18 protein-coding genes are annotated in these 24,963 nt (G+C 69.6%); 8 read left to right on the plus strand and 10 right to left on the minus strand.

Going from position 1 to position 24,963, the window contains the following annotated elements:
• Together ABZ948_RS29445 and ABZ948_RS29450 are read left to right on the plus strand one after the other, a co-directional pair.
• A partial coding sequence (locus ABZ948_RS29445; protein ID WP_359764522.1) for a M1 family metallopeptidase occupies positions 1 to 1,540 on the plus strand: 1,540 nt, incomplete at its 5' end.
• Positions 1,541 to 1,618: 78 nt separating this feature from the next.
• A complete protein-coding gene (locus tag ABZ948_RS29450; protein ID WP_359764524.1) occupies positions 1,619 to 2,392 on the plus strand; it encodes a carbonic anhydrase in 774 nt (257 codons plus the stop codon).
• Positions 2,393 to 2,716: 324 nt separating this feature from the next.
• Here the strand turns inward: ABZ948_RS29450 and ABZ948_RS29455 are convergent, their stop codons facing one another.
• Complete coding sequence (locus ABZ948_RS29455; protein ID WP_359764526.1) at positions 2,717 to 3,775, minus strand: LacI family DNA-binding transcriptional regulator; 1,059 nt, start codon at positions 3,773 to 3,775, stop codon at positions 2,717 to 2,719.
• A gap of 426 nt (positions 3,776 to 4,201) precedes the next feature.
• On the opposite strand from ABZ948_RS29455, the gene ABZ948_RS29460 reads away from it, so the two are divergent.
• From ABZ948_RS29460 to ABZ948_RS29475, 4 genes are all read left to right on the plus strand, one after another.
• Positions 4,202 to 6,463: a glycoside hydrolase family 3 C-terminal domain-containing protein gene (locus ABZ948_RS29460; RefSeq protein ID WP_359764528.1), complete on the plus strand. Its 2,262-nt coding sequence runs from the start codon at positions 4,202 to 4,204 to the stop codon at positions 6,461 to 6,463.
• 55 nt (positions 6,464 to 6,518) lie between these two features.
• Positions 6,519 to 7,691, plus strand: a complete 1,173-nt coding sequence (locus ABZ948_RS29465) for a glycoside hydrolase family 1 protein (RefSeq protein WP_359764530.1) — start codon at positions 6,519 to 6,521, stop codon at positions 7,689 to 7,691.
• Positions 7,692 to 7,768: 77 nt separating this feature from the next.
• Complete coding sequence (locus ABZ948_RS29470; RefSeq protein ID WP_359764532.1) at positions 7,769 to 10,228, plus strand: glycoside hydrolase family 2 TIM barrel-domain containing protein; 2,460 nt, start codon at positions 7,769 to 7,771, stop codon at positions 10,226 to 10,228.
• Between the two features lie 89 nt (positions 10,229 to 10,317).
• Positions 10,318 to 12,660 carry a beta-glucosidase family protein gene (locus ABZ948_RS29475; protein WP_359764534.1) on the plus strand — a complete coding sequence of 781 codons (2,343 nt, stop codon included), beginning with the start codon at positions 10,318 to 10,320 and terminating at the stop codon, positions 12,658 to 12,660.
• A 174-nt stretch (positions 12,661 to 12,834) separates the two neighbouring features.
• Here ABZ948_RS29475 and ABZ948_RS29480 read toward each other — a convergent pair whose 3' ends face one another.
• Positions 12,835 to 13,851: a LacI family DNA-binding transcriptional regulator gene (locus ABZ948_RS29480; protein ID WP_359764536.1), complete on the minus strand. Its 1,017-nt coding sequence runs from the start codon at positions 13,849 to 13,851 to the stop codon at positions 12,835 to 12,837.
• 146 nt (positions 13,852 to 13,997) lie between these two features.
• Between ABZ948_RS29480 and ABZ948_RS29485 the strand changes: the two genes are divergently transcribed.
• Entirely contained in the window at positions 13,998 to 15,317 is a 1,320-nt protein-coding gene (locus tag ABZ948_RS29485; protein WP_359764538.1) for an MFS transporter, read from the plus strand.
• Between the two features lie 665 nt (positions 15,318 to 15,982).
• Here ABZ948_RS29485 and ABZ948_RS29490 read toward each other — a convergent pair.
• The 8 genes from ABZ948_RS29490 to ABZ948_RS29525 all read right to left on the minus strand — a co-directional run bounded on the left by ABZ948_RS29490 (position 15,983) and on the right by ABZ948_RS29525 (position 23,809).
• Positions 15,983 to 17,257 (minus strand): NAD(P)/FAD-dependent oxidoreductase, encoded by a 1,275-nt coding sequence (locus ABZ948_RS29490; RefSeq protein WP_359764540.1) that lies wholly within the window; start codon positions 17,255 to 17,257, stop codon positions 15,983 to 15,985.
• Entirely contained in the window at positions 17,254 to 17,574 is a 321-nt protein-coding gene (locus ABZ948_RS29495) for a 2Fe-2S iron-sulfur cluster-binding protein (protein ID WP_359764542.1), read from the minus strand. Before ABZ948_RS29495 ends, ABZ948_RS29490 begins: the two co-directional genes overlap by 4 nt.
• A 20-nt stretch (positions 17,575 to 17,594) precedes the next feature.
• Positions 17,595 to 18,821: a cytochrome P450 gene (locus ABZ948_RS29500; RefSeq protein ID WP_359764544.1), complete on the minus strand. Its 1,227-nt coding sequence runs from the start codon at positions 18,819 to 18,821 to the stop codon at positions 17,595 to 17,597.
• Between the two features lie 26 nt (positions 18,822 to 18,847).
• Complete coding sequence (locus ABZ948_RS29505; RefSeq protein WP_359764546.1) at positions 18,848 to 19,753, minus strand: SDR family NAD(P)-dependent oxidoreductase; 906 nt, start codon at positions 19,751 to 19,753, stop codon at positions 18,848 to 18,850.
• A 76-nt stretch (positions 19,754 to 19,829) separates the two neighbouring features.
• Positions 19,830 to 20,756, minus strand: coding sequence for an SMP-30/gluconolactonase/LRE family protein (locus tag ABZ948_RS29510; RefSeq protein ID WP_359764548.1), 927 nt, complete (start codon positions 20,754 to 20,756; stop codon positions 19,830 to 19,832).
• A 61-nt stretch (positions 20,757 to 20,817) separates the two neighbouring features.
• Positions 20,818 to 21,768 (minus strand): alpha/beta hydrolase, encoded by a 951-nt coding sequence (locus ABZ948_RS29515; RefSeq protein ID WP_359764550.1) that lies wholly within the window; start codon positions 21,766 to 21,768, stop codon positions 20,818 to 20,820.
• A 14-nt stretch (positions 21,769 to 21,782) separates the two neighbouring features.
• Positions 21,783 to 22,655, minus strand: a complete 873-nt coding sequence (locus ABZ948_RS29520; protein WP_359764552.1) for an SDR family NAD(P)-dependent oxidoreductase — start codon at positions 22,653 to 22,655, stop codon at positions 21,783 to 21,785.
• A complete protein-coding gene (locus tag ABZ948_RS29525) occupies positions 22,652 to 23,809 on the minus strand; it encodes a serine hydrolase domain-containing protein (RefSeq protein ID WP_359764554.1) in 1,158 nt (385 codons plus the stop codon). Before ABZ948_RS29525 ends, ABZ948_RS29520 begins: the two co-directional genes overlap by 4 nt.
• Positions 23,810 to 24,093: 284 nt before the next feature.
• Between ABZ948_RS29525 and ABZ948_RS29530 the strand changes: the two genes are divergently transcribed.
• A complete protein-coding gene (locus ABZ948_RS29530; protein ID WP_359764556.1) occupies positions 24,094 to 24,951 on the plus strand; it encodes an LLM class F420-dependent oxidoreductase in 858 nt (285 codons plus the stop codon).
• The last annotated feature ends 12 nt before the right edge of the window (positions 24,952 to 24,963 follow it).

A 24,963-nucleotide genomic window follows, 5' to 3' on the forward strand; every position in this document is an offset into this window, starting at 1 on the left:
GGGCCTTCTCCAGCAACGCCCCCATCGACGCCGCGAGTTCGATACACGGCACCCCTGGACTCCCGCGATCGCGGCCGCACTCGCGGCCACCCTGCTCGGCCTGACGGCGTGCACCACCGCCGCGGCGTCCCCCACGCCGCACGCCGCGGACACCCCGCGCCCCGGCGCCGCCGGACTCGGCGACCGGCTCCACCCCGGGCTCGGCAACGGCGGCTACGACGTCCGCCACTACGACCTCAACCTGCGGTTCACCAAGGACCTGAAGCAGTACACCGCCACCTCCACCGTCCAGGCCCGCGCCTCGCACGCCCTGTCCCGCTTCAACCTCGACCTGACCGGCACCACCGTCCGTGAGGTCACCGTCGACGGCCGCACGGCCCGCTGGTCTCGCTCCGGCGAGGAACTCCGCGTGACGCCGGCGGTGCCGCTGCGGCGCGGGGAGCGGTTCACCGTACGAGTCCGGATCCAGGCCCCCGTGCCGGACACGCGGCAGGCGGCGCAGCTGGGCACGGGCCCCGTGGTCGGCATGTTCCGCGACGGCTCCTGGGTCCAGACCATCAACCAGCCGTCCGGCGCCCACCGCATCGCCGCCCTGGCCGACCACCCCGCCCAGAAGGCGCCCGCCACCATCACCATCACCGCGCCCTCCCGGCTGAACTCCATCGCCAACGGCGAACTCAGCGCCACCAGGCGCGAAGGCGCGTACACCACCCGCCGCTTCGAGAGCCGCCGGAAGCTTGCCACCGAACTGCTCCAGATCGGCGTCGGCCCCTTCACCGTCGTCCACAAGCAGGGCCCGCACGGCATCAAGCTGCGCTACGCGCTCCCCACCGAACAAGCGCGGGCCATCGAACCGCAGTTGAACAGGACCGTCCCCGAAGCGATCCGGTTCCTGGAGCACCGCCTGGGCCGGGGCGGCTTCCCGCTGCGCACGTACGGCGTCTACGCCACCCCCGTGGGCGGCGAACTGGAGACGCAGTCCCTGACCCTGCTGCCCGCCGGGCATCTGACCCCCGAGGGATTCGCGGACAACGGCACGGACGGCGTCGTGGAACACGAGATCTCCCACGAGTACTTCGGCAACAGCGTCTCCCCGCGCCGCTGGAGCGACCTGTGGCTGAACGAGGGCCACGCCGTCTACTACGAGACCCTGTGGACGGCCGAACGCCACGGCGTCAACGCGGAGCAGTCGATCCGCGAGATGTACCGGAAGGCCAACGCCAACCTCCGCAAGGAGGGGCCGATCGCCGCGCCGCGCCGCGGCGCCTTCAAGCCCCAGGCGCTCGCCCCCTACGGCTGGACCCCTTACCAGGGCGGAGCCCTGACCCTGTACGCCCTGCGGCAGAAGGTCGGCGAGGCCGACTTCCGGCGCATCGAGCGCGCCTGGATCCGCGAACACCGCGACGGCGTCGCCGACACCGCCGACTTCATCCGCCTGGCCGGCCGTGTCACCGGCCGCGACCTCGGCCCGTTCCTGCGCTCCTGGCTGTACGCCGAGAAGGTCCCGCCCATGCCAGGGCACCCCGACTGGCGCTCCTGAACCACCCGGGAACGGGGCTGTTTCAAGCCCTCGGTTCCGCCGAGTGAACACCGCACGACACTGGAAGGAAGAACCCCCATGAGCACTGCCCCGCTTCCGCAGCGCAGAGCCTTTCTCACCGGAGGGCTGCTCGCCACCGCCGCCGTGATAACCGGCTGTTCGTCGAAGACGGACAACAGCGCAGCAGCGGCGAAAGCGACGCCCGCAGCTGCGACGACGACCCCTTCAGCCGCCACGAACGCACGCCCCGACTCACCCTGGGCGGCCTTCGCACGGCTGATGGACGGCAACAAGCGCTGGGTGGACGGGAACCTTCAGCACCCCGATCGCAATCCCGCGCGGCGCGAGTTCGTCGCCGAGGAGCAGAAGCCCTACGGCGTGATCCTGTCGTGCATCGACTCCCGGGTGCCGCCGGAGCTGCTTTTCGACACCGGGCTCGGCGACCTGTTCGTCATGCGCACCGGCGGCCAGGTGGTCGCCCCGGTCGTCACCGGTTCCGTCGAGTACGGCCCCATGACCGCGGGGACCCCGCTGATCGTCGTCCTCGGGCACCAGCGCTGCGGCGCCATCAAGGCGGCGTACAAGGCGCTGAAGGACAACAAGCCGCTGCCCGGCAACCTCCAGTCGATCGTCGAAGCCCTGCGCCCCGCATACGAGGAGATCTCCCAGCAGAAGCACGCCGACCCCGTCGACGCCATGATCCGCGTCCACACCAAGCAGACCTCCGCCGACCTGCGGACCAACGCCGACCTCGCCCCGCTCGTGAAGAAGGGCGACGTGGCCGTCGTCAGCGCCTACTACTCGCTCGACACCGGCCGCGTCGAGGTCCTCACCGGAGCCCCTTCCGCCTGACGCGGGCATCTGGCCAGGCCCGGCTCGCCCCCTTCAAGGAGGGTGGGCCGGGCCGCGTACGCGCATGTCGGCCGCCGGTCGGCCATCCGCCATGCGGTCCTCGCCGCGCGAGTTCGCTCGGTCCTGCGCCGAAGCGCCTTGAGGCATGGCTGAAGTGGGAGGTCGTCACCGGCCACCGCCTGCCCTGCACGGCGGTCGGCGCCTCAGCCGTCACGCCTCCACGACTGCCTCGAGGATGGATCGAGATGCCTTCAGTCCCGGGCGAGGATGCGGGGGTGTTCCCAGGCACGGCACGGTCCTCAAGCCCGGAAAGGCAACAGCTTCCTACGGATCACCGCCGGCGTCGGTGTTCACAGGGCCCGTGGACTCGCGCACGACGACGGTCGCGTCGAGGTCGGGAACCTGTCGGCTGAGTGGCCGCCCCTCGGCTTCGTGCAGGGCGATCTCGGCCAGGTAGTGGCCCAGACCGGCGGTGTCGAAACGGACGCTGGAGATCGAGGGCACGAACATCGCCGCCAAGGGTGTGTCGTCGTGACCGACGACAGCGAGGTCGCCGGGGACGGACAGCCCGGCACGTACCGCAGCGCCCACCGTCGCAGCAGCCGTCTCGTCGTTGAAAGCGACCACAGCAGTCACACCGGTCTCGTGCCACGCCTCGACCGCTCGGTCGGCGGAACCGTCGCGGTAGTCCACCGGGCGGGCGTCCACGACCCCGAGTTCGAGCTGCTCGGCGGCATGTCGGGCAGCACGGGACCGGGACTCGGCCAGCAGCGCGTGTCGTGGGTCGGCGGACAGGGCGATGGCAAGGCGTCGGTGGCCCAGACTGTGCAGGTGTTGGACCTGACGTCGGGCGCCGGCGACGATCGCCGCCACGGACGCGGCGTCGGGGGAGGAGGCACCCGGCAGGCGTGGATCCGGGAAGACCTTGGTCACGCCCGCGGCATGCAGCGAGTCGAGTTCGTCAGGGCTGAACGCGTCGAGGCCCACCATCATCGCGTAGCCGATGACGACATCGGGTTCGAGGACCTCCCACAGCGGGCGGGAGTGCCCGCCGGCGCGACGGGTGTAGGTCACGAGCGAGTAACCCGCCTCGTCGAGCGCTGCCGATGCCTCTTCCAGGTGCTTCGAGAAAGTGAACCCCATCGGCCAGTCCGGGAGTACCAGCAGGATGATGCGGCTGCGTCCGCTGGCAAGCCGCTGGGCGCTGGTATGCGGGCGGTAGCCCAGGCGTGAGGCCTCGTCCAGGACGCGTCGCCGAGTGGCTTCGGAGATCGTCTGCCCTGGCGTGTTGTTGAGTACGTATCCGACCGTCGCCCGGGAGACCCCCAGTGAGCGGGCGATGTCCGCCGCCGTGACACGCCGTTTCGCTCCCGTGCCCGCCACTCGAAACGCTCCCTCCGATCGCCATGCACTGCTTGCGCGCGCAAGCCCGCTAGGCGATAGTAGCTTCCAGATCTCCAGCTTGCGCGCGCAAGCTGGAGAAGTTCCGCGGTCCCGCATCCGCCGGGGCAGTCACTAGACCGTCGCCACAGGCAGCCGGCGTTCATGACTACGAGAGCCCGCGGAACGTTCCACCACCAGAGGTAGGAGAGCCGCAGCGAGATCCAGGAATCCTGAACAGACCAAGACCGCGATGGGCCGCTCACACCGACCTGTGGGCTCGCGTCAGCGAAGCCACGCCTCTGATCGTCAGCCACGTGCGCGCAGTGAGCTCAAGCGGCCCGCGAGGCGGGAGCCTCCGCGCCGCCCGCGCCGCCACCCCTGACCCAGCGGATCACTGCCGTTCACACGAACCCATGAAAGGTGCTCATGAGCTCGCACGACCCCGGACTCACGCTCGATGAGAAGACCTCGCTGCTGTCAGGCCACGACATGTGGACGTCCAAGCCGGTCGAGCACGCCGGGATCCCCGGGCTCGTGCTCGCCGACGGCCCGCACGGCCTGCGCTACCAGCAGGGCGACGCCGGTGACCACATGGGTGTCCATGACAGTGCCCCGGCCACCTGCCTCCCGCCCGCGGTGGCGCTGGCCAGCAGCTGGGACCCCCAGCTCGTCGGGCGAGCGGGCGAGACCCTGGGACACGAGGCCCGGGCCCACGGCGTCAACGTACTCCTCGGCCCTGGGGTGAACATCAAGCGTTCTCCGCTGTGCGGACGCAACTTCGAGTACTTCTCCGAGGACCCGTTGGTGGCCGGAGTCCTGGGAGCGGCGTACATCACCGGTCTGCAGAGCACGGGTGTGGGCGCCTGCGTCAAGCACTTCGCCGCCAACAACCAGGAGACCGACCGCATGCGCGTCAGCGCGGACGTCGACGAGCGCACGCTGCGCGAGATCTACCTCCCGGCCTTCGAGCGGGTCGTCACCCAGGCCCAGCCGGCCTCCGTGATGGCCGCCTACAACAAGGTCAACGGCGTCCATGCCACGCAGCACCACTGGCTGCTCACTCAAGTCCTGCGCGACGAGTGGGGCTTCGACGGTCTGGTGGTCTCCGACTGGGGTGGGGTGCAGGACCGGGTCGCGGCCGTGGCGGCCGGGTGCGATCTGGAGATGCCCGGTACCGGCGGTCGCACCGACAGGCAGGTCGCTGACGCCGTCCGCAGCGGGGAACTCGACGAGGCTGTGGTGGACCGGGTCGTGGCCCGGCTTCGCGCCCTGATCGAAGCAACCGGTTCGAGCGACGAGAAACCCGTCATCGACTTCGCGGCGCACCACATCGTGGCGCGCGAACTCGCGGCGGACTGCCTCGTCCTGCTGAAGAACGACCGCGACGTCCTGCCGCTGACCGCCCCGGCCTCGCTCGCCGTGATCGGTGAGTTCGCGCGATCCCTGCGCTACCAGGGCGGCGGAAGCTCGCACGTGAACGCCGCCATGGTCGACGAGCCCTTGGCGGAACTGCGGGCGCTCCTCCCCGAGGCCCGGATCGCTTACGCACAGGGATTCGACACCTCGGGCGCCGGCGACGCATCGGCGTTGCGAGCGGAGGCCGTGGCCGCCGCTTCGAAGGCCGAGGTCGCCGTTGTCTACGCGGGCCTGGCCGAAGTGGACGAATCCGAGGGTTTCGACCGTCGGCACATCCTGCTGCCCGCCGAACAGGTCGAGCTGATCAAGGCCGTGGCTGCTGCTGCACGCAGGACGGTGGTGGTGCTGCTCAACGGTGGTGTCGTGAGCCTGGAGGGGTGGCACGACGATGTCGACGCGATCGTCGAGGCATGGCTGCCGGGCCAGGCCGGCGGCGGCGCGATCGCCGACGTACTGACCGGCAGGGTGAACCCCTCCGGCCGCCTGACCGAGACGATCCCGTTCCGGCTCAACGACACCCCATCGGTCGTCAACTTCCCCGGCGAAGCCGGACATGTTCGCTACGGCGAGGGCGTCATGGTCGGCTACCGCTACTACGAGACCTACGACGTGGCCGTGCGCTACCCGTTCGGTCACGGCCTGAGCTACACGAGGTTCGCCCACGACGATCTCGAACTGGCCGACGTCACGGCCGACACCGCGATCGTCCGTCTGCGGGTCACCAACATCGGTGAGCGCTTCGGCAAGGACGTCGTCCAGGTCTACGTCTCCGCGCCCCAGCGGCCGGTCAGCACGCCGGCCCGGGAACTGCGCGGCTTCGCCAAGGTCGCCCTGGATCCGGGCGAGAGCACCGTGGTGGAGATCCCGTTGGACCGCCGCGCGTTCGCCTACTACGACATCACGGAGGGCGAGTGGACAGTCGCCCGCGGGACCTACCGGGTCCAGGTGGGCCGTTCGGCACATGAGATCGAGGCAGAGGCCGAGGTGGAGCTGCCCGGCGATGCCAGGGAGCACCCGCCGGCACTGACCCTGGACTCGACCGTGGGCGAGTGGTTCAGCCATCCGGTGGTCGGAGAGGCGTTCACCGAGACGCTCACAGCCGGCTCGACCGACGAAGAGGCGGAAAAGAGCTGGAAGAACCCGGCGATCCGGGCAATGGCCTCCCACATGACCTTGCGTCTGCTCCTCGTCTATCTGCCCGAGCCGATCCCGGACGAGCGACTCGACGAGCTCATGGCACTGAGTACTCAGCGCGCGACGACCACCTCCTGACTCCATGGCCGGGGGAGCGAACCCGGCCCGCGAATCAACGAAGGAGCCGGCACTCATGACCCGCACATTCCCTCAGCAGTTCCTATGGGGCGCGTCGACGGCCGCGCACCAGATCGAGGGAAACAACCTCAACAACGACTGGTGGCAGTTGGAACACACCGCCGCCGAACACGGCGTCCAGTTCAGCGGCGACGCGGTCGACAGCTACCACCGGTACCCGCAGGACATGGCCCTCCTGGCCGACGCCGGGTTCAACGCCTACCGCTTCAGCGTCGAATGGTCGCGGATCGAGCCGAGTCCCGGGAAGTTCTCCCATGCCGAACTCGCGCACTACCGCCGCATGATCGACACTGCCGTCCAACTGGGCCTCACCCCTGTCGTCACCCTGCACCACTTCACCCACCCCATCTGGTTCGGAGACAAGGGAGCGTGGCTCGCGAAGGACGCGACAGAGATCTTCACCCGGTACGTCGAGCAGGCGTGCACCATCCTCGACGGAGTCGAGTGGGTGTGCACCATCAACGAGCCCAACATCGTCGCGGTCAACCACGGACAGCAGCGGCGGCTCGCCGAAGGCAAGGAGTACCAGTTCGTCGGCGCTCTGCCCGACGCCGAGATCGGCGAGGCCCTCATCGCCGCGCACCGCGCGGCCGCGCCGCTGGTACGTGCGGCGACCGGCGCGAAGGTCGGCTGGACCGTGGCCAACCAGGCACTCGTCCCCGCGCCCGGGGCCGAGGCCGAGCACGCCGCGATGCAGCGACTGTGGGAGGACATGTACCTGGAGCCGGCCCGCGACGACGACTTCGTCGGTGTGCAGTCCTACACCAGCCAGATGGTCGACAAGAACGGCATCGTTCCGCATCCGGAACACCCCGACAACACCCTGATGGGCTGGGCGTACCGGCCCGACGCGCTCGGCATGGCGCTGCGGCACACGCATGAGGTGGTGGGCGACGTGCCTCTCGTCGTCACTGAGAACGGCATCGCCACCCCTGACGACGAGCGGCGTATCGCGTACACGACCTCGGCACTGCGCGGTCTGCTCGACGCGGTCGCGGACGGCATCGATGTCCGGGGCTACCTGCACTGGAGTCTGCTCGACAACTTCGAGTGGGGGCGCTGGGAGCCGACCTTCGGCCTCGTCTCCGTCGACCGGACCACTTTCGAACGCCGCCCCAAGCCCAGCCTCGCGTGGCTCGGTCAGGTGGCCAGGGCCAACGCCATCTGACCAGGCGGCGTCAGAGCCGCTGCGACGCCCCAGCCAACTCGACGAGCCCCATCAGACCGTTCAGAAAGGCAGAACCAGTGATCCGTCAGCCGTTCTCGGAGGGGTGGACGTTTCGCGTCAAGGCGAACGAGTTCGCCGAGCTCGGCCGGCCGGTCGTCGCCGAGCCGGTCACCCTGCCGCACGACGCCGTCATCGGCACACCCCGGGAGGCCGAGCTGGACGACGGGACGGCGACCGGGTTCTTCCGGGGCGGCACATGGGAGTACACGAAGAAGTTCTTCGTACCGGACGACTACGCGGGCAAGAACGTCCTGATCGAGTTCGAGGGCGTGTACCGGTCGGCGTCGGTGTACCTCAACGACGACCTCGCCGGCCGCTGGGCCTCCGGTTACACCGGCTTCTCCATCGTGGCCGACGACTTCCTTCGCTACGGCGAGGAGAACGTGCTGCGCGTCGAGGCACGGGCGCACCGCGACTCGCGCTGGTACTCGGGCGGTGGCATCCATCGCCCTGTCCACCTGGTCGTCGCCGATCCCGTCCATGTCGCACTCGACGGGATCCGCGTGACCACGCCCGACATCGACGCACACCACGCCGTCGTGCACGTCGCCACGACGATGGAGAACCGGACGACCCGGCTGCGCACGGTCATGGTCGAGACGACGGTGTTCGACGGCGGGAACAGCGTCGTCGCCGTGGACCGCGCTCCGGTGAGCGTGCTTCCCGGCGAGGACGCCGTTCTGCGCCAGCGTCTGCTCGTGTCCCGCCCGGCGCTGTGGAGCCCTGACACGCCGCACCTGTACCGTGCGTCGGTCACCGTGCGCGCGGGCGAGGAGGTCATCGACGAGGCCGACACCGTGTTCGGTATCCGCACCCTGCACCTCGACGCGGAGCGCGGCTTCCGGATCAACGGTGAAGCCGTCGATCTGCGGGGCGCCTGCGTCCACCACGACAACGGCGTGATCGGTGCCGCCGCCATCGCCAGGGCCGACGAGCGCCGGGTGGAACTGCTCAAGCGGGCCGGCTTCAACGCCCTGCGCAGCGCGCACAATCCCATGAGCCGCGCGATGCTCGACGCCTGCGACCGACTCGGCATGCTGGTCATGGACGAGGCCTTCGACATGTGGACGCGAAGCAAGAGCGACTTCGACTACGCCCTCGACTTCGCGGAGTGGTGGGAGCGTGACATCGACGCGATGGTGCGCAAGGACAGGAACCACCCGAGTGTCTTCGCCTACTCGATCGGCAACGAGATCCCCGAGGTCGGCGGACCGCACGGTGCGATGTGGGCGCGGCGACTGGCCGAGCGCGTGCGCTCACTCGACGACACCCGGTACGTCACGAGCGGCGTCAACGCCCTGCTCACGGTGATGGACGAGCTGAGGAAGCGGGCCGAGTCGGAGGCGGCGAGCGCGGCCGCGGACGACGGCACGGGCATCAACACGTTCATGGCGAACGCCGGCGAGATGATGAACGAGCTCGGCGCCTCCCCTCTGGTCACCGAACGCACCGCCGAAGTGTTCGCGACGCTCGACATCGCCGGCATGAACTACCTCGACGGCCGCTACGAACTCGACCACCGGCTGTTTCCCCACCGTGTGATCGTGGGCTCGGAGACCTTCCCCACTCACATCGACCGCCTCTGGCACCTGGTGACGACGAACCCGCACGTCATCGGCGACTTCACCTGGACGGGATGGGACTACCTCGGCGAGGTGGGTGTCGGCCGGCCCCAGTACGCCGAGCAGTCGGGCGGGTTCATGGGGGAGTATCCCTGGCTCACCGCATGGGTCGGCGACCACGACATCACCGGCGTACGCCGTCCCGCCTCGTACTACCGCGAGATCGTCTACGGCCTTCGTTCCACGCCCTACATCGCGGTTCAGCGGCCCGAGTCCCACGGCCGGGAGGTCATGTCCTCACCGTGGGCCTGGAGTGACAGCCTCTCGACGTGGACCTGGCCCGGGCACGAGGGGCAGCCGCTGGTGGTCGAGGTCTACAGCGACGCCGACGAGGTGGAACTGTTCGTGAACGGGGACTCGCTCGGCCGCAAGGCCGCCGGAGCCCGGCACCGGTACCGCACCGAGTTCGAGGTGCCCTTCACTCCGGGCACCCTCACGGCCGTCTCCCACCGCGACGGTGCGGAGACGGGGCGCAGCGAGCTGGTCACCGCCACCGGCGACATCGCTCTCGCCGTGACCGTGGACCGTCCCGTGGTGGCTGCCGGTCCGGACGATCTCACGTTCGTCGACATCGCCCTCGTCGACGCCGACGGCGTCGTCTGCACCGCCACCGACCGTCGAGTCGAGGTGAGTGTTGACGGCCCCGGCGTCCTGCAGGGCTTGGGCAGTGGCGACCCGAGGAACACTGAACCGTTCACCGACAACACCCACCCCACATTCGGCGGGCGCGCACTGGCCGTGGTCCGGCCCACGGGGACCGGTGAGATCCGCGTCAAGGTGACCGCCGACACCGGCCAGTGCGCCGAAGCCCTGGTGACGGCCGAGAAGACCAGCCGACCGTCCGCAGCGAGGTGAGACGGGCGGAGCCCAGACCCACGGACTCCACCACGCTTCCCTCCCCCCGGCACCCACGAGCACATTCACGACACGCACCGAGGAAGACGATGACCGACATCGCCAAGCTCGTCCAGAGACTGGACCTGGACCAGAAAATCGCCCAGTTGACCGGGCTGAGCTACTACGACCTCGTCGATCCGACCGCCGCTTACACAGGCGGGGAAAGCGTCGTCGACCTGTCTCGCATCCCCGGGAGGCGCCCGCACGGCGTCGGGCATCTGTCACTGGCGTACCAGCTCGCCACGGAGCGCGACGAACTGCGCAAGGTGCTCGGGGAGATCCAGGACATCGTCCGTGACCTCAGTCCCTTCGGGATCGGCGTGCTCGTGCACGGCGAGGCCGTCAGCGGGCTGGTGCACGAGGCGGGCAGCCAGTTCACGACCCCCTGGGGCCAGGCGGCGACGTGGGACCCCCAGGTGCCGCGCCGCATCGGCGAGATCGTGGCCCGTGAATCCCGCGACCTCGGATTTCATCTGATGTTCTCGCCGGTCCTCGACATCGTCAGGGACCTGCGATGGGGCCGCGTCCACGAGACCTACGGCGAGGATCCGGAACTGGTCTCGCGCATGGGCGTCGGTTACATCACCGGTCTTCAGGGAGAGCGGCACGAGTCAGGTGTCCTGGCCACCGGCAAGCACTTCCTGGGGTACGGGCACTCGCTCGGCGGGCTGAACCAGGCCGCGACGCAGCTGGGCCGGCGCGAGCTCACCGACGTGTATGCGGAGCCCTTCCGCCGCGCCATCAGGGAAACCGGCCTGTCGGTCATGATGAACTCCTACAACGAAGTGGACGGGATCCCGGCCGCCGCCAACCGCTGGCTGCTGACCGACCTGCTCCGTGGCGAACTCGGCTTCGACGGCCTCACTGTCAGCGACTACGACTCGGTCAGCATGCTGCTCAGCAGACAGCACACGGCGGCGACGCCCGGGGCAGCGGCAGTCCAGGCCTTGGAAGCGGGCATCGACGTCGAACTGCCGAGCGCACCGATGTTCTCCGCTCTGCGCGCGGAGGTGGCGGCCGGACGCATCAGCGAAGAGGTGATCGACCGGGCGACGGAACGCGTTCTCCGACTCAAGTCGCGCTTCGGCCTCGTCCCCGGTTTCGGCCCGGCCCGGGCTTCGGCACCGCCGGTGTCGACGGACAAGGCCGATACCCGCGAGCTCGCCCGCGACATCGCCACCAAGAGCATCACCCTGCTCGCGAACGACGGCGTGCTGCCCCTGAACGCCGGGGCGGGCAGGATTGCCGTCGTCGGTCCGGCCGCCGACGAACTGCGCATCCACTTCGGCGCCTACTCCGACGTGGCCAACCGGGAACTCCCCATCGCGATCCGCCAGATCATCGCCGGTGACGTACCCGGCGTCGAGGCATCAGCGGAGGTCTTCACCGACCTCTTCCAGACGCGCCTGCCCGGCACGGAGCCGGCGTTCGAGGCGGCGGCCCACCGACTGCATCCGGACGCGGACAGCGTCGTGACCACCCTGCGGTCCATGGTCCCCGGCATCGGGTATCACTCCATCGGCAGCATCGAGCCCGGAGCGGGCCTGGACGAGACGGCACTGGCCGCCGCTGTCGCGGACGCCGACGTCGTCGTCGCCGTGGTCGGTGAGCGGACGGGATGGGTCGGCAACCACACCGCCGGTGAAGGGCGCACCAGTTCCGACCCGAGGCTGCCCGGCAACCAGGAGCAGCTGGTGTCGGCGCTGCGACGGCTCGGCAAGCGGGTGGTCACCGTCGTGGTGAGCGGTCGTCCACTGCTGCTGGAGGCCGTCCACGACGCGTCCGCTGCTGTTGTCCTGGCTCCTCTGCTCGGCGACATGGCCGGTCAGGCCATCGCCGACGTGCTCTTCGGCCTGGCCGAACCCGGCGGCCGGCTGCCCTCCACCTTCCCCCGCTGCCTCGGTCAGATTCCGCTCTACCACGGCCACCCCATCGGCAGCGGGTACTCCAACCACGGCGGCACCCGGCCCGTTTACACCGACCTCGACGACAACTCCCCGCTGTACGCCTTCGGTCATGGCCTGACCTGGACCGACTTCGACGTGACCCTGGGCAGAGCCACGGTGTCGGACGAAGCGATCACGGTGACGGGACGGGTGAGCAACATCGGGGACCACCGGGGCACCGCTGTGGTGCAGCTCTACGGACGTGACGAGGTCGCGACCGTCGTGCGCCCGGTGCGTCAGCTCCTCGACTTCGCCAGGGTGGAGCTGGCGCCGGGGTCCGACGCCTCCGTCGAGTTCACCGTGCCTCTCCAGCGTCTGGCCTACACCTGGCCGGACGGATGTCGCGGCGTCGAAGAGGGCGACCTCACGCTGCTGTTGGGACTGGCCAGCGACGACATCCGCGCGAGTGGAACAGTGGTGGTGCCCCGGCTCGTCCTGCGGTGAACGCAAGGCGGCCGCCCCGGCCCAGGCGCCGAATGCCGCAGCGCAATCGGCCGGGGCGGCGTCGCCGTCTTCGGGCGGGTGCCTTTCACGGTGCCGGGACGCCGAGCTTCAGGACGTCGGCCCACCCGCGGTCACGCGTGGCGACGCGGCTGGTCTCGACGATGAAAAGCCCTCCTACGGGCGCTTGGTCGACTCGCGTGGGAAGAGGATGGCGTTCAGCTCGGGAACACCCTCGGTGGTGGTGCGGCCCTCGGCGAGATGAAGGGCCTGTCCGGCGGTCCATCGGCCCAGGTCGACGCTGTCGATGGCCACGGACGAGATGGTGGGCGCGAAGTAGGACGCCACAGGCTTGTTGTCATGCCCGACGACGGCCAGGGCTCCCGGCACCTCGATGCCCGCCCGGGCGGCCGCGCCCACGATCATGGCGGCGATGTCGTCGTTGAAAGCGACCACGCCGCTGACGCCGGCCGCCAGCCAGCCGTGCAGAAGCGTCGGCAGACTCTCATCGTGGTAGTCGATCTCACGGGCGTCCACCCACTCCAGCCCCAACGCGGCGGCCTCCCGCGCGGCAGCTCGCTGACGGACAGCCGACAGATCTGACAGGCGCTTGTCCGACGGCGCGGCGAAGGCGATTCTGCGGCATCCGGTGGTTGCGAGGTGGCGCACTTGGAGCTCGGCCCCCATGACGACCGCCGGCATGGAGCCGAGGTCGACGTGCCGCACCGGGTCGGGTGCGATGCGGGTGATTCCGGCCGCCCGGATGGACCGGACTTCCGAGGGAGTGAACGGGACGAGCCCGACGACGACCTCCGGCTCGACGAGCTTCCACAGCGGCCGGGTGTGCTCGGACTCGTGATGCGTGTACGTGATGGTGGCATAGCCGGCCTCGTCCAGGACGCGGGCGGCCTCATCCAGGTGCGCGCGCAGCGTGTACTCGAACGGCCAGTCGGGAACCACGATGAGAACGATTCTCGATCTGCCGCGGGCCAGTGACTGAGCCACCCTGCTCGGCTGATAGCCCAGGTGCGCGGCCGCTTGCAGTACCCGACGGCGGGTTTCCGGTGAGATCCGTGCACCGGGGGTGTCGTTCAGGACATAACCCACTGTCGCACGGGAGACCCCGATCGACCGGGCCACGTCGGCGGCGGTGACGCGCCGACCGGCCATCTCCTTCACCTCACGCGGCGTCATGCGTCCTTCCGGCCTCTGCTTGTGCGCGCAACCAACATCATCAGATTAACACCCTCCTGATGCTTGCGCGCGCAAGCTGGGCCGCGTTACGGTCCCGGCAAATCTTGGTTGCGCGCGCCATCACCTCAAGCACAACGGAGCCATGGATGAGTGCTGATCCCATCGAATCCGGGCGCATCCCGGATGCTGCCCAACCGGGAGCCGGAGCTGTGGCCACCGAGTCGCCCGGCACACCGCAGAGTTCGGGGCCTTCGCCCGTCGGCCCCTGGTTCATCACGGTCTACGCGCTCACGATGTTCGGCTTCCAGCTGACGCTGCTGATGCCGACCCTCTTCAGCCTGGCCTACAAGGTGCAGGTGATCGACCCCGCGGCCAAGGACACGAGCCTCGGCTTCGTCATCGGGGTGGGCGGGGTCTTCGGCCTCGTCGCGGGCCCGCTGGCCGGCGTGCTGAGCGATGGGACGCGGCTGCGGTGGGGGCGGCGGCGCCCCTTCATCGTGATCGGACTCGGTCTCTCGGCGCTCGGCGCTCTCATCATCGCTGCGGCGCCGACGGTGGTGGTCATGCTCGTCGGGTACATCGTGTCCATGGTCGCCGCCGCTTCTCTGAGCGCCGCCATCAATCCGTTTCTCGCGGAGCAGGTGTCCGAGGGACAACGAGGCACGGTCGGAGCCATCGGTGGCTCGGGCGCTGCCGTCGCGGGTGTGGGAGCCGGTCTCTTCGGCAGCTTCCTGACCGGCAATGCCTATCTGCTCTTCCTGACACCCGTGGCCGTTCTCGGAGTTGTGGCCCTGGTGTACCTGCTCACCGTGCCCGACCAGCCGGCGCCCGAGGACACCCGGATCGGCTCACTGCTCGATGTGTTCAAGGGCCTGTGGTTCAACCCGGCCAAACACTCCGACTTCGCCCTCGTCTGGGTCGGGAAGTTCTGTCTGCAGTTCGGCTTCACGTTCTTCAGCACCTACCAGCTGTACTTCCTGCTGGACCGCTTGGGGCTCACACCGGAGCAGGCGGGGCGCCAGCTCGCCGTGGTCGGCGGGATCAGCCTGGTGGCGATGGTGGGGTGCTCGATCGCGGGAGGGACGCTGTCCGACCGCTTCGCCAGGCGCAAGCCGTTCATCTACCTCGCCTCCGGGCTCGTCGCAGGCGGCCTCGTGGTCACGGCGAGCGCGTCCTCCATCCCGGTCTTCGCTGTCGGCGGAGTCCTGCTGGCGGGCGGCAGCGGTGCCTTCAACTCGGTTGACCTTGCCATGGCGACGGGTCTCCTGCCCGAGAAGGACAAGGCAGGCAAGTACATGGGTATCTACTACCTCTCCTCCGGTGTGGCGGGAGCGGTCGCGCCCCTTGCGGCCCCTGCGATCCTGCGGATCGCAGGGGGTGGCAACTACAGCGTTCTGTTCACCTCAGGGGCAGTGCTGGCGCTCGGCGCGGCCATCACGACGTGGAAGATCCGCGATGTGCGTTGAGACGATGAGCGATCGCGTACCGGCTTGGCGGGATGACACTCGGAGAGAAGACTGCGCAGTTCGTCGGCCCGGCCGACCGGGCCGGCCATCGATGTGCACACCCGGCGTCAACAGGATGTGGCGGCGTCGTAGCGGTGTCGGCAAGCCGACCGCGCCGTAGTCAACGTCGTTGCTCTTGACAGCGAGTTCGCGCAGGGCAGCCACAAGGGCGCGCTGGTCTTGCCGATCGGCTGCAGTCCCCGGTCGCGCTTCGTTGCGAGGCCGGGGGCCGTCTTGCGGCTCACCGCTATGGGAGCGACGCCGGCGAGGTGGTGGCCGCCACGCTGGATGCAGTCGGGGGCCCACCACATCGCGCGGCCTGGCCCGGGACACCGCGCAGACCTCGCCGGACTCACAGGGCAGATCTTGACCGGGGCGTGCGGTGGGCGCGTCGAGCGGCCGATTCACGACCCATTCCGCTCCTCCCCACGGGCACAGATCGTCGAGTCGCTGCCGACAGCGGAGGCGGGGTTCGTCATGGTGGTCGGCGACCTGGGCGCGACGCCGAAACGGGCCAGTTGGCCCAGGCGAGCTTCAGAGCTGTGCAGTGGCTGTGGTGCTGGGGCAAACAACCCGGCACAGCCCAAGATGCCCCACCGGCTCCCGCCGGTGGGGCACCAAGTGCATCAGCGCTGTGCGGAGGTCAGTGCGGCGGAGAGGTGCTGCTTGAGCGGAACACCGGTGTCGGCAGCCGCCTCCCGGGAGAGTTCGACGCCCGCTGTGAGTGCCTTGCGCACGGTCAGGAAATCGGCGGGACTGTCGACGCATTCCACGGCAACGAGCCCAGGGCCTCGATACCGCAGCGCTGTGTGCTGCCCCGGGCGCTTGCCGACGCGGACGACGACCTCGTCGTCCGGTCGGGCCAACCCCGCGATCTGCAGCTTGAGGCTGCCCTGGTCCGACCAGAACCACGGCACACCGCGAGAGGGCGGCGGCGCACCGACGAGGGTGCCGGCGGCTGCTCGGGCCTGCTCGACGGCGTTGTCGACGCTCTCCAGACGGACGCGCGCAGCGGGGCCCGGCCCGGGCGAGGGGTCGGGCAGGTTCGCGCAGTCGCCGACGGCCAGGGTGTGGCCGTCGGAGGCCACTGACCGGTCGTCGACCACCACTCCGTAGTCGCAGTGCAGGCCCGCCGTCGCGGCGAGGTCGTCGCGGGGGCGGGCGCCGACACCGATCAGGACCAGGTCGGCGGGCAGGTGCTCGCCGTTGTCCAACTCCACGGCGGTGACGGCGTGGTGGCCGTCACCGACGAACCGTGCAGGCCGCAGGCCCGTCAGCACACGGATCCCCGCAGCCCGATGGGCACTCGCGACGATCTCCGCGGTGACCGGGCTCACCACACGGTTCATCAGGCTCGACGCCGTCTCGACCACGCTCACCCGGACACCCGCCGCGGCAGCCGTGGCAGCCACCTCCAAGCCGACGAACCCACCACCGACCACCACCAGACTGTCGGCGGCGGCCAGACGACCAGCGAGGACCGAAGCGTCATCCAGGTCCCTGAGCACGACCACGCCCGCCAGGCCGGCGCCTTCCAGAGGGAGACGGCGCGGCTCGGCGCCGGTGGCCAGGACCAGGCGGTCGAAAGACCGTTGACGGCCGCTGTCGGTGACGGCGCTGCCGGTGCCGTCACCGGCCAGGTCGAGGTGCTGGACGCGCTCGTCCAGCACCAGGTCGATGCGGTGGTCGGAGTAGAACTCGGCGGAGCGCAGGGCCAGCCTGTCCTGGGTGGCGGTTCCGCTCAGAAAGGCCTTGGACAGCGGTGGGCGCGCATACGGCGGGTACGGCTCCGCCCCGAGGAGGGTGATGGGCCCCTGCCACCCGAGCTCCCGGGCGCTGCTCGCCGTCTGGACGCCCGCCTGGCCGGCCCCCACGATCAGCAGACGTCCGTCGGTGCTCACAGTTGGGTTTCCGGGACGGTGACGCGGACGTGCTGCCCCTCGGCGAGGGAGAGCTGACAGGACAGCCGGGAAGAGGCCGCGCGCTCCACCGCGGTGCAGTCGAGCATCTCGTCCTCGTCCTCGCCGACCGGCGGGAAGTCGTCGGCATTTTGCTCGTCCAGGAAGACGTGGCAGGTCGCGCAGGACAGTACGCCCCCGCACTGCCCGAGCACACCCGGGACACCGTTGCGGACGGCGATCTGCATCACGGAGTCGCCGGCAGTGCCCTCGACGCCCCGCTCGGTGCCGTCGGGCTGTGTGTAGAAGACCTTGGGCATGGTGATGGTGCTCCTTTCCGTCACCAGGTCACGGGCAGGTTGGTCATGGGCTGGGTCAGGACGTCGTGGCGGAACTCCGGCTCGCCGGCCAGGCGGAGGCCGGGAATGCGCTTGAAGAGTTCGGCGATGCCGACCTGCAGCTCCATGCGGGCCAGGGGGGCGCCCAGGCAGTGGTGCAGCCCGTGACTGAGCATCAGGTGCGGGTTGTGGCTCCTGGTGATGTCGAACCGGGCCGGATCGTCGATGACACCCGCATCGTGGTTCACGGCGCCCGGGTCGAAGCTGACGGCCTCCCCGGCGGCGATCAGTTGGCCGTCCACCTCGACGTCCTCGGTGGCGACGAACGGCACCATGCCGCCGCCTCCGCCCACCGGACGTCCGATGGCCCACTGGCCGTGTCGCAGGATCTCCTCCGCGGCGGTCGGGGCCAGACCGTCCGGGTCGGACATCAGCAGTGCGCGCTGCTCGTCCGAGTGGAGCAGTGACAGCACTCCGGTGGCGAGGAAGGTGGCGGTGTTGTCGAAGCCGCCGACGATGAGGATGAAGGCGATGGGAAGGATCTCGGCGTCGGTGAGCGTCTCGTCGCGTTCGCGGGCGTGGGCCAGGGCGCTGAGCAGGTCGTCGCGCGGCTCCTCGCGGCGCTTCGCGATCAGATCTGTCATGTAGGCCGAGAGTTCGGCGAGGTCGGCTTCGACCTCCTCCTCGCTCCTGCCCGCCACCGCGAGGGTGGAGGAGCTCCACCGCTCGAACTTCTCCCGGTCCGAGGACGGCACGCCCAGCAGCGAGCTGAGCATCTCGATCGGCAGGGCGACGGTGTACTCGGACACGAGGTTGCGGACGCCGCCGCGGGCCAGCATGTCGTCGATCAGTTCGTTGGCGAAGGCCACGGCGGACGCGCGCATGTCCCGTACACGCCGGGGCGATATCGCCTTCTGGACCAGTTTGCGCAGCTTGCCGTGCTGCGGCGGATCCTCGAACTGGAGAGTCGTCCGCAGGAAGTCGGGAAACGGCACGAAGAAAGGCACGACCCGCTCGCCGGTGCGGAAGGGTTCCCGGACGAACCGGGGGTCGCTGAGCACCTGTCGTGCCGCGCGATTGCGGTGCACGATCCAGATGTCGCCGCCGTACGGCATGGTGACCTTGCTCATCGGCCGGTCGGCCATGAGGCGGCGCAGGTGCTCCACGGCGTCGTCGGCGGGCAGCGGCCCGAAGGGATAGGCCGTGTTGGCGTCGGTGGATGCGGTCATCGTCTACTCCGGTGGGGCGTTGGGGCTCAGGCGGTGTGGGTCTGAGGGACGGGCACGACGTCGGGCCGTGCCCCGGGAGCGAGGGCCATGACGTCGTCGAAGCGTGCCGCCACGGTCTCGATGGTCAGGTCGCTGTCGTGGATCCCCTGCGTGGTGACGACGGCCATGCGGCTGACGGCCCCGCCGGCGGCGTTGAATACTTCGCCGGTCACCTGGCAGGAGGGGTGGGCGAGGTAGGCGGCCACCGGGGCCACGTGCTCGGGCAGCAGTTGGGTCCGCATGTACGCCATCACTTCAGGGGACAGAGCCGCGGCGGAGTTCTCGGCCATGCGCGTGCCGGCGCCAGGTGACAGGGCGTTGACGAGGATGCCGTGCCGGGCACCTTCGAGAGCGAGATTGCGGGTCAGGGCGAACACCGCGCCCTTGGAACTGCCGTAGTGCGTCATCAGCGGGTTGCCGAGCATCGCGGCGGAGACGGTGTTGACCACTCTGCCGGTGCCGGAGGCGATCAGATGGGGCCACGCGGCACGGCACAGGAACAGGGAGCCGAAGAAGTGCACGTCGAGATGGCGTCGGTATTCCTCGACCGGGACCTCGTCGAAGTGTCCGGTGCGCACGATGCCGGCGTTGTTGATGACCGCGTCGAGCCGGCCGAACTCCTCGACGGCGGCCTCGACGACCGCGGTGGCACCGCTCTCGGTGGAGATGTCTGCCCGGCATGCCACGGCCCGCCCGCCTGCGGCCTCGATCTCGGCGACCACGTCCGCAGCGGGAGTGTCGCCCTCCACACCGCAGCCGTCGACGCGGGCGCCGACATCGGCGACGACGACACCGGCACCGCGCGCGGCCAGCAGCAGAGCGTGTGCCCGTCCGATACCGCGGCCCGCCCCGGTCACCACGACGACGCGGTCAGCGAAGGAGAGAGTGTCCATAACAAGGTCCCAACTGAGAGGTGAGCGCTCACGCGACGGACCACACGGACCATCGAGCGAGCAGGAGAGGTGCCGGTCAGGGGCGGGCGGCTCCACCGCTCACCCGGACGGGGACCTGCCAGACGGTGCCCCTGCGGTTCTTGCGGGACTCCGCCCAGTCCATGACGTCCAGACCCGCGCAGACGAACAGAGTGCTGCGGTCGGCGCCACCCAGGACGCACGCAGGTGGGAGCGCCTGGCCGGCGTCGAAAGGGACGATGTCCGTGACCACGCCGCCCTCGGTGAACCGGGCCACGGCGGGTACGGCCGGCATCCCCGCCCAGACGCCCCCGTCGTCGTCCAGGCAGATACCGTCGGGCAGGGAGGGCGTGGTCGCGAAGACCCGGCGGCCGCTCAGCCGGCCCTGCTCGTCGCGGTCCATGACGGTGATGCGGTTGGCGAAGGCCTCGGCGGTCACCACCCGGCGGCCGTCGGCCGTGACGGCGATGCCGTTGGCGCCCATGAAGCCGTCCAGTTCGGTCAGGGCACGGGCCGTGCCGTCCGGCTCCACGGCCAGCAGGGGGGAGTCGCGCGGTGCTTCCCCGGTGAACAGGTCGAAGCCGAGCTGGGTGACGTAGGCGCGTCCGTCGCCGTCGACGACCATGTCGTTGACCGGTCCGTTCGCGATGTCGCGCAGATCGGCGTGCTCGGTGAGGTGTTCCCCGTCGAAGGCCAGGACGAGCCGCTCGTGCATCGAGGTGACGACGAGCGTGCCGTCGGGCAGCCAGCCGAACCCACCCGGGATGACCTCGGTCCCGTTCACGGACGTGCGCCTGGCGAGGTCGACCACGGTGCGCGGCGTGCCGTCGGCTTCCAGGCGCACGATGCGGTGAGCGTACATGTCGCTGAACCAGAGGGATCCGTCGTGCCAGCGCGGGCACTCGGGCCATGTGTACCCGTTCGACAGCTGGTGCGGTGTGAGGGAGCGGGCGTCGGCGAACGGATCGGCGGTGGTGTCGGTCACGGATTCTCCTGGTGGTCCGGGTAGACGGCGGTGGGAACGGCACGCACCGGTCGGCGGGCGGTCAAAAGGGCAGTGGGTGAGCGAACTTGGCCCGCAGCAGGGCACCGGTCTCGGCGAGGGCGAGTCGTCCCCTGGCCAGGTGGTCCGACTGCATGACGAATCCGTGGTACGAACCCGGGTAACGCGTGAGGGTGGTCTGCACACGGGCCTCGCGCAGCCGGTGGGCGTAGCGCTCGCCCCAGTCCCTGAGCGGGTCGCACTCCGCCGTCACCACGATGGCCGGGGGCAGTCCGGCGAGGTCGCCGGCGTAGGCGGGGATGCGGTACGGGCCGTCCGGACAGCGCTGACCGCCGTCCGCGGTCTCGTTGAGGAACAGCACGTCGTCCCGGCTCAGGACCGGCGCGTCGGCGCACTCGTTGATCGAACGGGCCCCCAGGTCCCGGTCGAGCCCGGGACAGAGGAGTACCTGGCAGCTGATCGCCGGGCCACCCCGGTCCCGGGCCGCGAGCGCCACCGCGGCGGCCAGCGTGCCTCCGGCGCTGTCGCCGATGACGACGAGACGATCCGGGTCCACTCCGATGTCCTCGGCGTGCTCGGCGGTCCACACGGTGGCGGCGTAGGCGTCGTCGAACTGGGCGGGCGGCGGGCTCTCGGGCGCCAGGTGGTAGTCCACGGCTACGACCGTGGCCCCGCTGCTGTGGGCGAGGCGCCGGGCGAGCGGCTCGAACGAGTGGTTGGAGCCCATGCACATGCCGCCGCCGTGGAAGTACACCAGTACCGGCGTCCTGTCGGCGAGGGCCGGACGGTGGATGCGCAGCGGGATGTTCCCCCACGGACCGTCGATACGGCGGTCTCCGGTGGCGGCCATGACGGGCAGGTCCGGCGGGAACGGCAGGGCTTCCAGGTCGCGGCGGAGCGCGGCGAGACCCCGTTCGCGCATCGACGGCATGCCGGCGATGGCCGCGGCGATCACGGAGGCGTCCGGGTCGAGCGGGGGCGGGTGCGGGGGCATGGTGGTCTCCCGTGTCAGGGCAGGTCGGTTCGAGGCACGACGAGGCCCTCCTGGCTGAGGCGCGGGACCCGGCGCCGAACCAGAACCTCGGCCCGCGCCGCCATGGCGTCCGCGACGAAGGGCTGGGACCGCAGATAGAACTCGCCCTCGGCGGCCTGGTAGAAGAACACCCGCGCCGCGTCCACGGGGTCCATCGCCCCGGTCTTGATTCTCAGCATGGCGGCGCGGTGGCCCTCCGCCGCGTGGATGTCACCGCTCTCGACGGCACCGGCGGACTCGAAGATGTCCGATGCCACTGCTCCCGGCAGGACCGCCTGGACGTGCACATGTTGAGCGTGCCCGGCGAGTTCGACCTCCTGGTGGAGGCATTCGGTCAGCGCCAGCACGGCGTGCTTGCTCATGATGTACGGCGCCTGCAGCGGACTGGCGCAGACCCCGCCCACCGAGGACAGGTTCCACACCCACGACTGCCTCGGCTCGGACATCATCCGGGGCAGAAACGCCTTGATGCCGTGGAAGACCCCGCTGATGTTGACGTCGACGAGCCGCTGCCAGTTGGTGACCGGGGTGTCCCACAGGTAGCCGAACTGCTCGATGCCGGCGTTGTTGACCAGCAGGGTGACCGGGCCGGCTTCGGCCAGGGTGCGCTCTGCGACGTGCTCCAGCGCCTCCGGGTCCCGCACATCGCAGGGCACGTCGAGTGCGCGGGCACCGCCGTCCTCGAGTTCGCCACGCAACGCGGAGATCGCGCGGGAGTCGATGTCGGCCAGGACCACGGTCATGCCGAGTTCCAGTGCGGCGTAGCGCGCGAGACCGGCACCGACGCCCGCGCCGGCTCCCGTGATCACGGCGACGCCGCCGCCGAAGAGCTCCTGGGCGGCGCTCATCGGCGGCCTGCTTCGCGTTCATCGATGATCGCCCGGACAGCCCGGACCACGGGAGCGAACGTCCGCTCCGGCTCCATGACCGCCGAGGCGTCCATGTTGTTGTGGCAGATCGCGACGGCGATCCGGTCGCGCAGGTCGGCCCATGCGAGCGAGCCGCCCGCGCCGGGGCTGTAGATGATGTCGCCGTGGTCGCCGACGTGCGGGTCGGAGGCACCCCACTTCCCGCCGAGCCAGAACCCGCTCGCACCGAACCAGACGGGGATGGGGAGGATCCGGTCGGGCGCGTCGGCGTCCTGCCGCGGTCGGGAGAAGGAGGCCACCCGGTCCCGCGAGAGCAACCGGACGCCGTCCAGTTCACCGCCCTCGGCGAGCATCGCGAAGACGCGGGCCACGGAGCCGGCCGTGGTGATCGCGCCCGCTCCGGGGTCGACGGCCTGCTGCATGGCGCGCAGGTTGTGGGCGTCCGCCCCGGGAAAGACCGGCTTCGGGCTGACGTTGTACTCGTCGACGAGGCCGAAATCGTTGCCACCGTACAGCGTGGCCACCCGCTTCAAGTCGCCGTCGGACACGCCGAGGTGGAAGTCCTGAACACCGAGGGGAGCACAGATCTCCTCGGCGACGAAGACGTCGAAAGGACGACGCGCGGGGTCCGTGCGGCGCACCACCTCACCCGCTATCCAGCCCCACACCAGCACGTGGTACGCGTTGGTGGTGCCGGGCTCGAAGACCGGGGCGAAGTCCGCGATGTGGCTGGTCATCCACTCCCAGTCGGCCAGCAGCTCCGGTGTGACACCCTCGGGCATCTGCGGGATTCCGGCGCGGTGGGACAGTGCCTGCGCGACCGTGATCGTTTCCTTGCCGTGGGCCGCGAACTCGGGCCAGTACCGGGCGATGGGCGCCTGCAGGTCGACCAGTCCGCGCTCGGCCTGAAGGTGCACGGCTGTCGCGGTCACTCCCTTGGTGACGGAGAACACGGGAAAGAGGGTGTGCTCGTCCACCGGTGTGCGGCGTTCGGCATCGGCGAGTCCGGCGACGGCGTCGACGATCAGCTCACCTCGGTGGTAAGCCGCCACGGCGATGCCGGTCTCGCCCAACTCCAGGGCGCGGTCGAGAGCTTGGGTGATGCGCGGGTCATGCATGGCCGAGGCGGTCATCAGCTCTCCTTGGGCGAATGACGGTTGTCCTGTCACGCTGCGACCGGGGTCCCGCGCTTGTGAGGACGGTAGGGCGAGGCGGGGGTCACCAGGGCGTGGTGTTCCGGTGAGTGGACGGCTACCTGGGTGCAGGTGGCCGCCGGCACCTCTCCCACTGACTGGAACAGGACCCAAGCGCAGCCACTGTCGATTGCAAGACTGTCTCCGCTCGGCACCCGAATCGAGAGGTAAGAGTTGTGTTTTCGGATATCAGGAGTGGGTGCACTCAAGTTGCGGAGTGATGAATGAAGTTCGGAGTTTCGACGTTCCTCACGGACGAGAGCATCGATCCGACGGTGCTGGGTCCGGCCGTCGAACAACGTGGGTTCGATTCACTGTTCCTGGCGGAGCACACGCACATTCCGGTGGAGATCGAGCTGCCCACCGGGTTCGACCTGCCCCGTCAGTATTTTCGCACGGTCGATCCTTTCGTCGGGCTTACGGCGGCCGCTGTCTCAACGCGGACTCTTCGTCTGGGCACCGGAATCGCGCTGGTGGTGGAACGAGATCCGATCATCACAGCGAAGCAGGTCGCATCTCTGGATCTGATCTCGGGCGGCCGGGTCGTGTTCGGGGTCGGTGCCGGCTGGATTCTGGAAGAGATACGAAATCACGGAACGAATCCGCGCACACGCGGGCGGCTGTTGGACGAGCGCATGCGCGCGATAATCGAGTTGTGGACGCAGGAAAAGGCGGAATTCCATGGGGAATTCGTGGACTTCGATCCTGTCTACTCCTGGCCGAAGCCGGTGCAGCGACCGCATCCGCCCATCTACGTCGGCGGTGCCAGTGCGCGCGCCTTCGTGCGTCTGGCCGAGTACGGGGCGGCCTGGATGCCGTCGCACATGCCCCACCTGCCTGTCGAAGCGCTGGGGGAGCAGATCGACCGTATGCGCCAGGTCGCCGGTGTGAGCCCCGCTGTCGTGGTGCACGGCGTTCCGCATGACCCGGAGACACTCGAACGCTACGCCGGACTCGATGTGGACGGGGTTCTGCTGTCATTGCCGACCCAGCCGGAGACGGAAGCCCTTCACACGCTGGACGAGATGGTTGAGACAACTGCGGTCTACCACGGTTCGACCGAAGTGCTGGACCCCGAGTAGGCCGACGCGGAG

Source organism: Streptomyces olindensis, from assembly GCF_040645895.1.
Classification (GTDB): Bacteria; Actinomycetota; Actinomycetes; order Streptomycetales; family Streptomycetaceae; genus Streptomyces; species Streptomyces olindensis.

Coding starts and splice junctions, on each gene's coding strand:
- ABZ948_RS29460 (WP_359764528.1), top strand. CDS start 4,202: ATGAGCTCGCACGACCCCGGACTCACGCTCGATGAGAAGACCTCGCTG.
- ABZ948_RS29500 (WP_359764544.1), bottom strand. CDS start 18,821: ATGACCGCATCCACCGACGCCAACACGGCCTATCCCTTCGGGCCGCTG.
- ABZ948_RS29520 (WP_359764552.1), bottom strand. CDS start 22,655: ATGAGCGCCGCCCAGGAGCTCTTCGGCGGCGGCGTCGCCGTGATCACG.
- ABZ948_RS29475 (WP_359764534.1), top strand. CDS start 10,318: ATGACCGACATCGCCAAGCTCGTCCAGAGACTGGACCTGGACCAGAAA.
- ABZ948_RS29505 (WP_359764546.1), bottom strand. CDS start 19,753: ATGGACACTCTCTCCTTCGCTGACCGCGTCGTCGTGGTGACCGGGGCG.
- ABZ948_RS29485 (WP_359764538.1), top strand. CDS start 13,998: ATGAGTGCTGATCCCATCGAATCCGGGCGCATCCCGGATGCTGCCCAA.
- ABZ948_RS29515 (WP_359764550.1), bottom strand. CDS start 21,768: ATGCCCCCGCACCCGCCCCCGCTCGACCCGGACGCCTCCGTGATCGCC.
- ABZ948_RS29530 (WP_359764556.1), top strand. CDS start 24,094: ATGAAGTTCGGAGTTTCGACGTTCCTCACGGACGAGAGCATCGATCCG.
- ABZ948_RS29480 (WP_359764536.1), bottom strand. CDS start 13,851: ATGACGCCGCGTGAGGTGAAGGAGATGGCCGGTCGGCGCGTCACCGCC.
- ABZ948_RS29525 (WP_359764554.1), bottom strand. CDS start 23,809: ATGACCGCCTCGGCCATGCATGACCCGCGCATCACCCAAGCTCTCGAC.
- ABZ948_RS29465 (WP_359764530.1), top strand. CDS start 6,519: ATGACCCGCACATTCCCTCAGCAGTTCCTATGGGGCGCGTCGACGGCC.
- ABZ948_RS29495 (WP_359764542.1), bottom strand. CDS start 17,574: ATGCCCAAGGTCTTCTACACACAGCCCGACGGCACCGAGCGGGGCGTC.
- ABZ948_RS29450 (WP_359764524.1), top strand. CDS start 1,619: ATGAGCACTGCCCCGCTTCCGCAGCGCAGAGCCTTTCTCACCGGAGGG.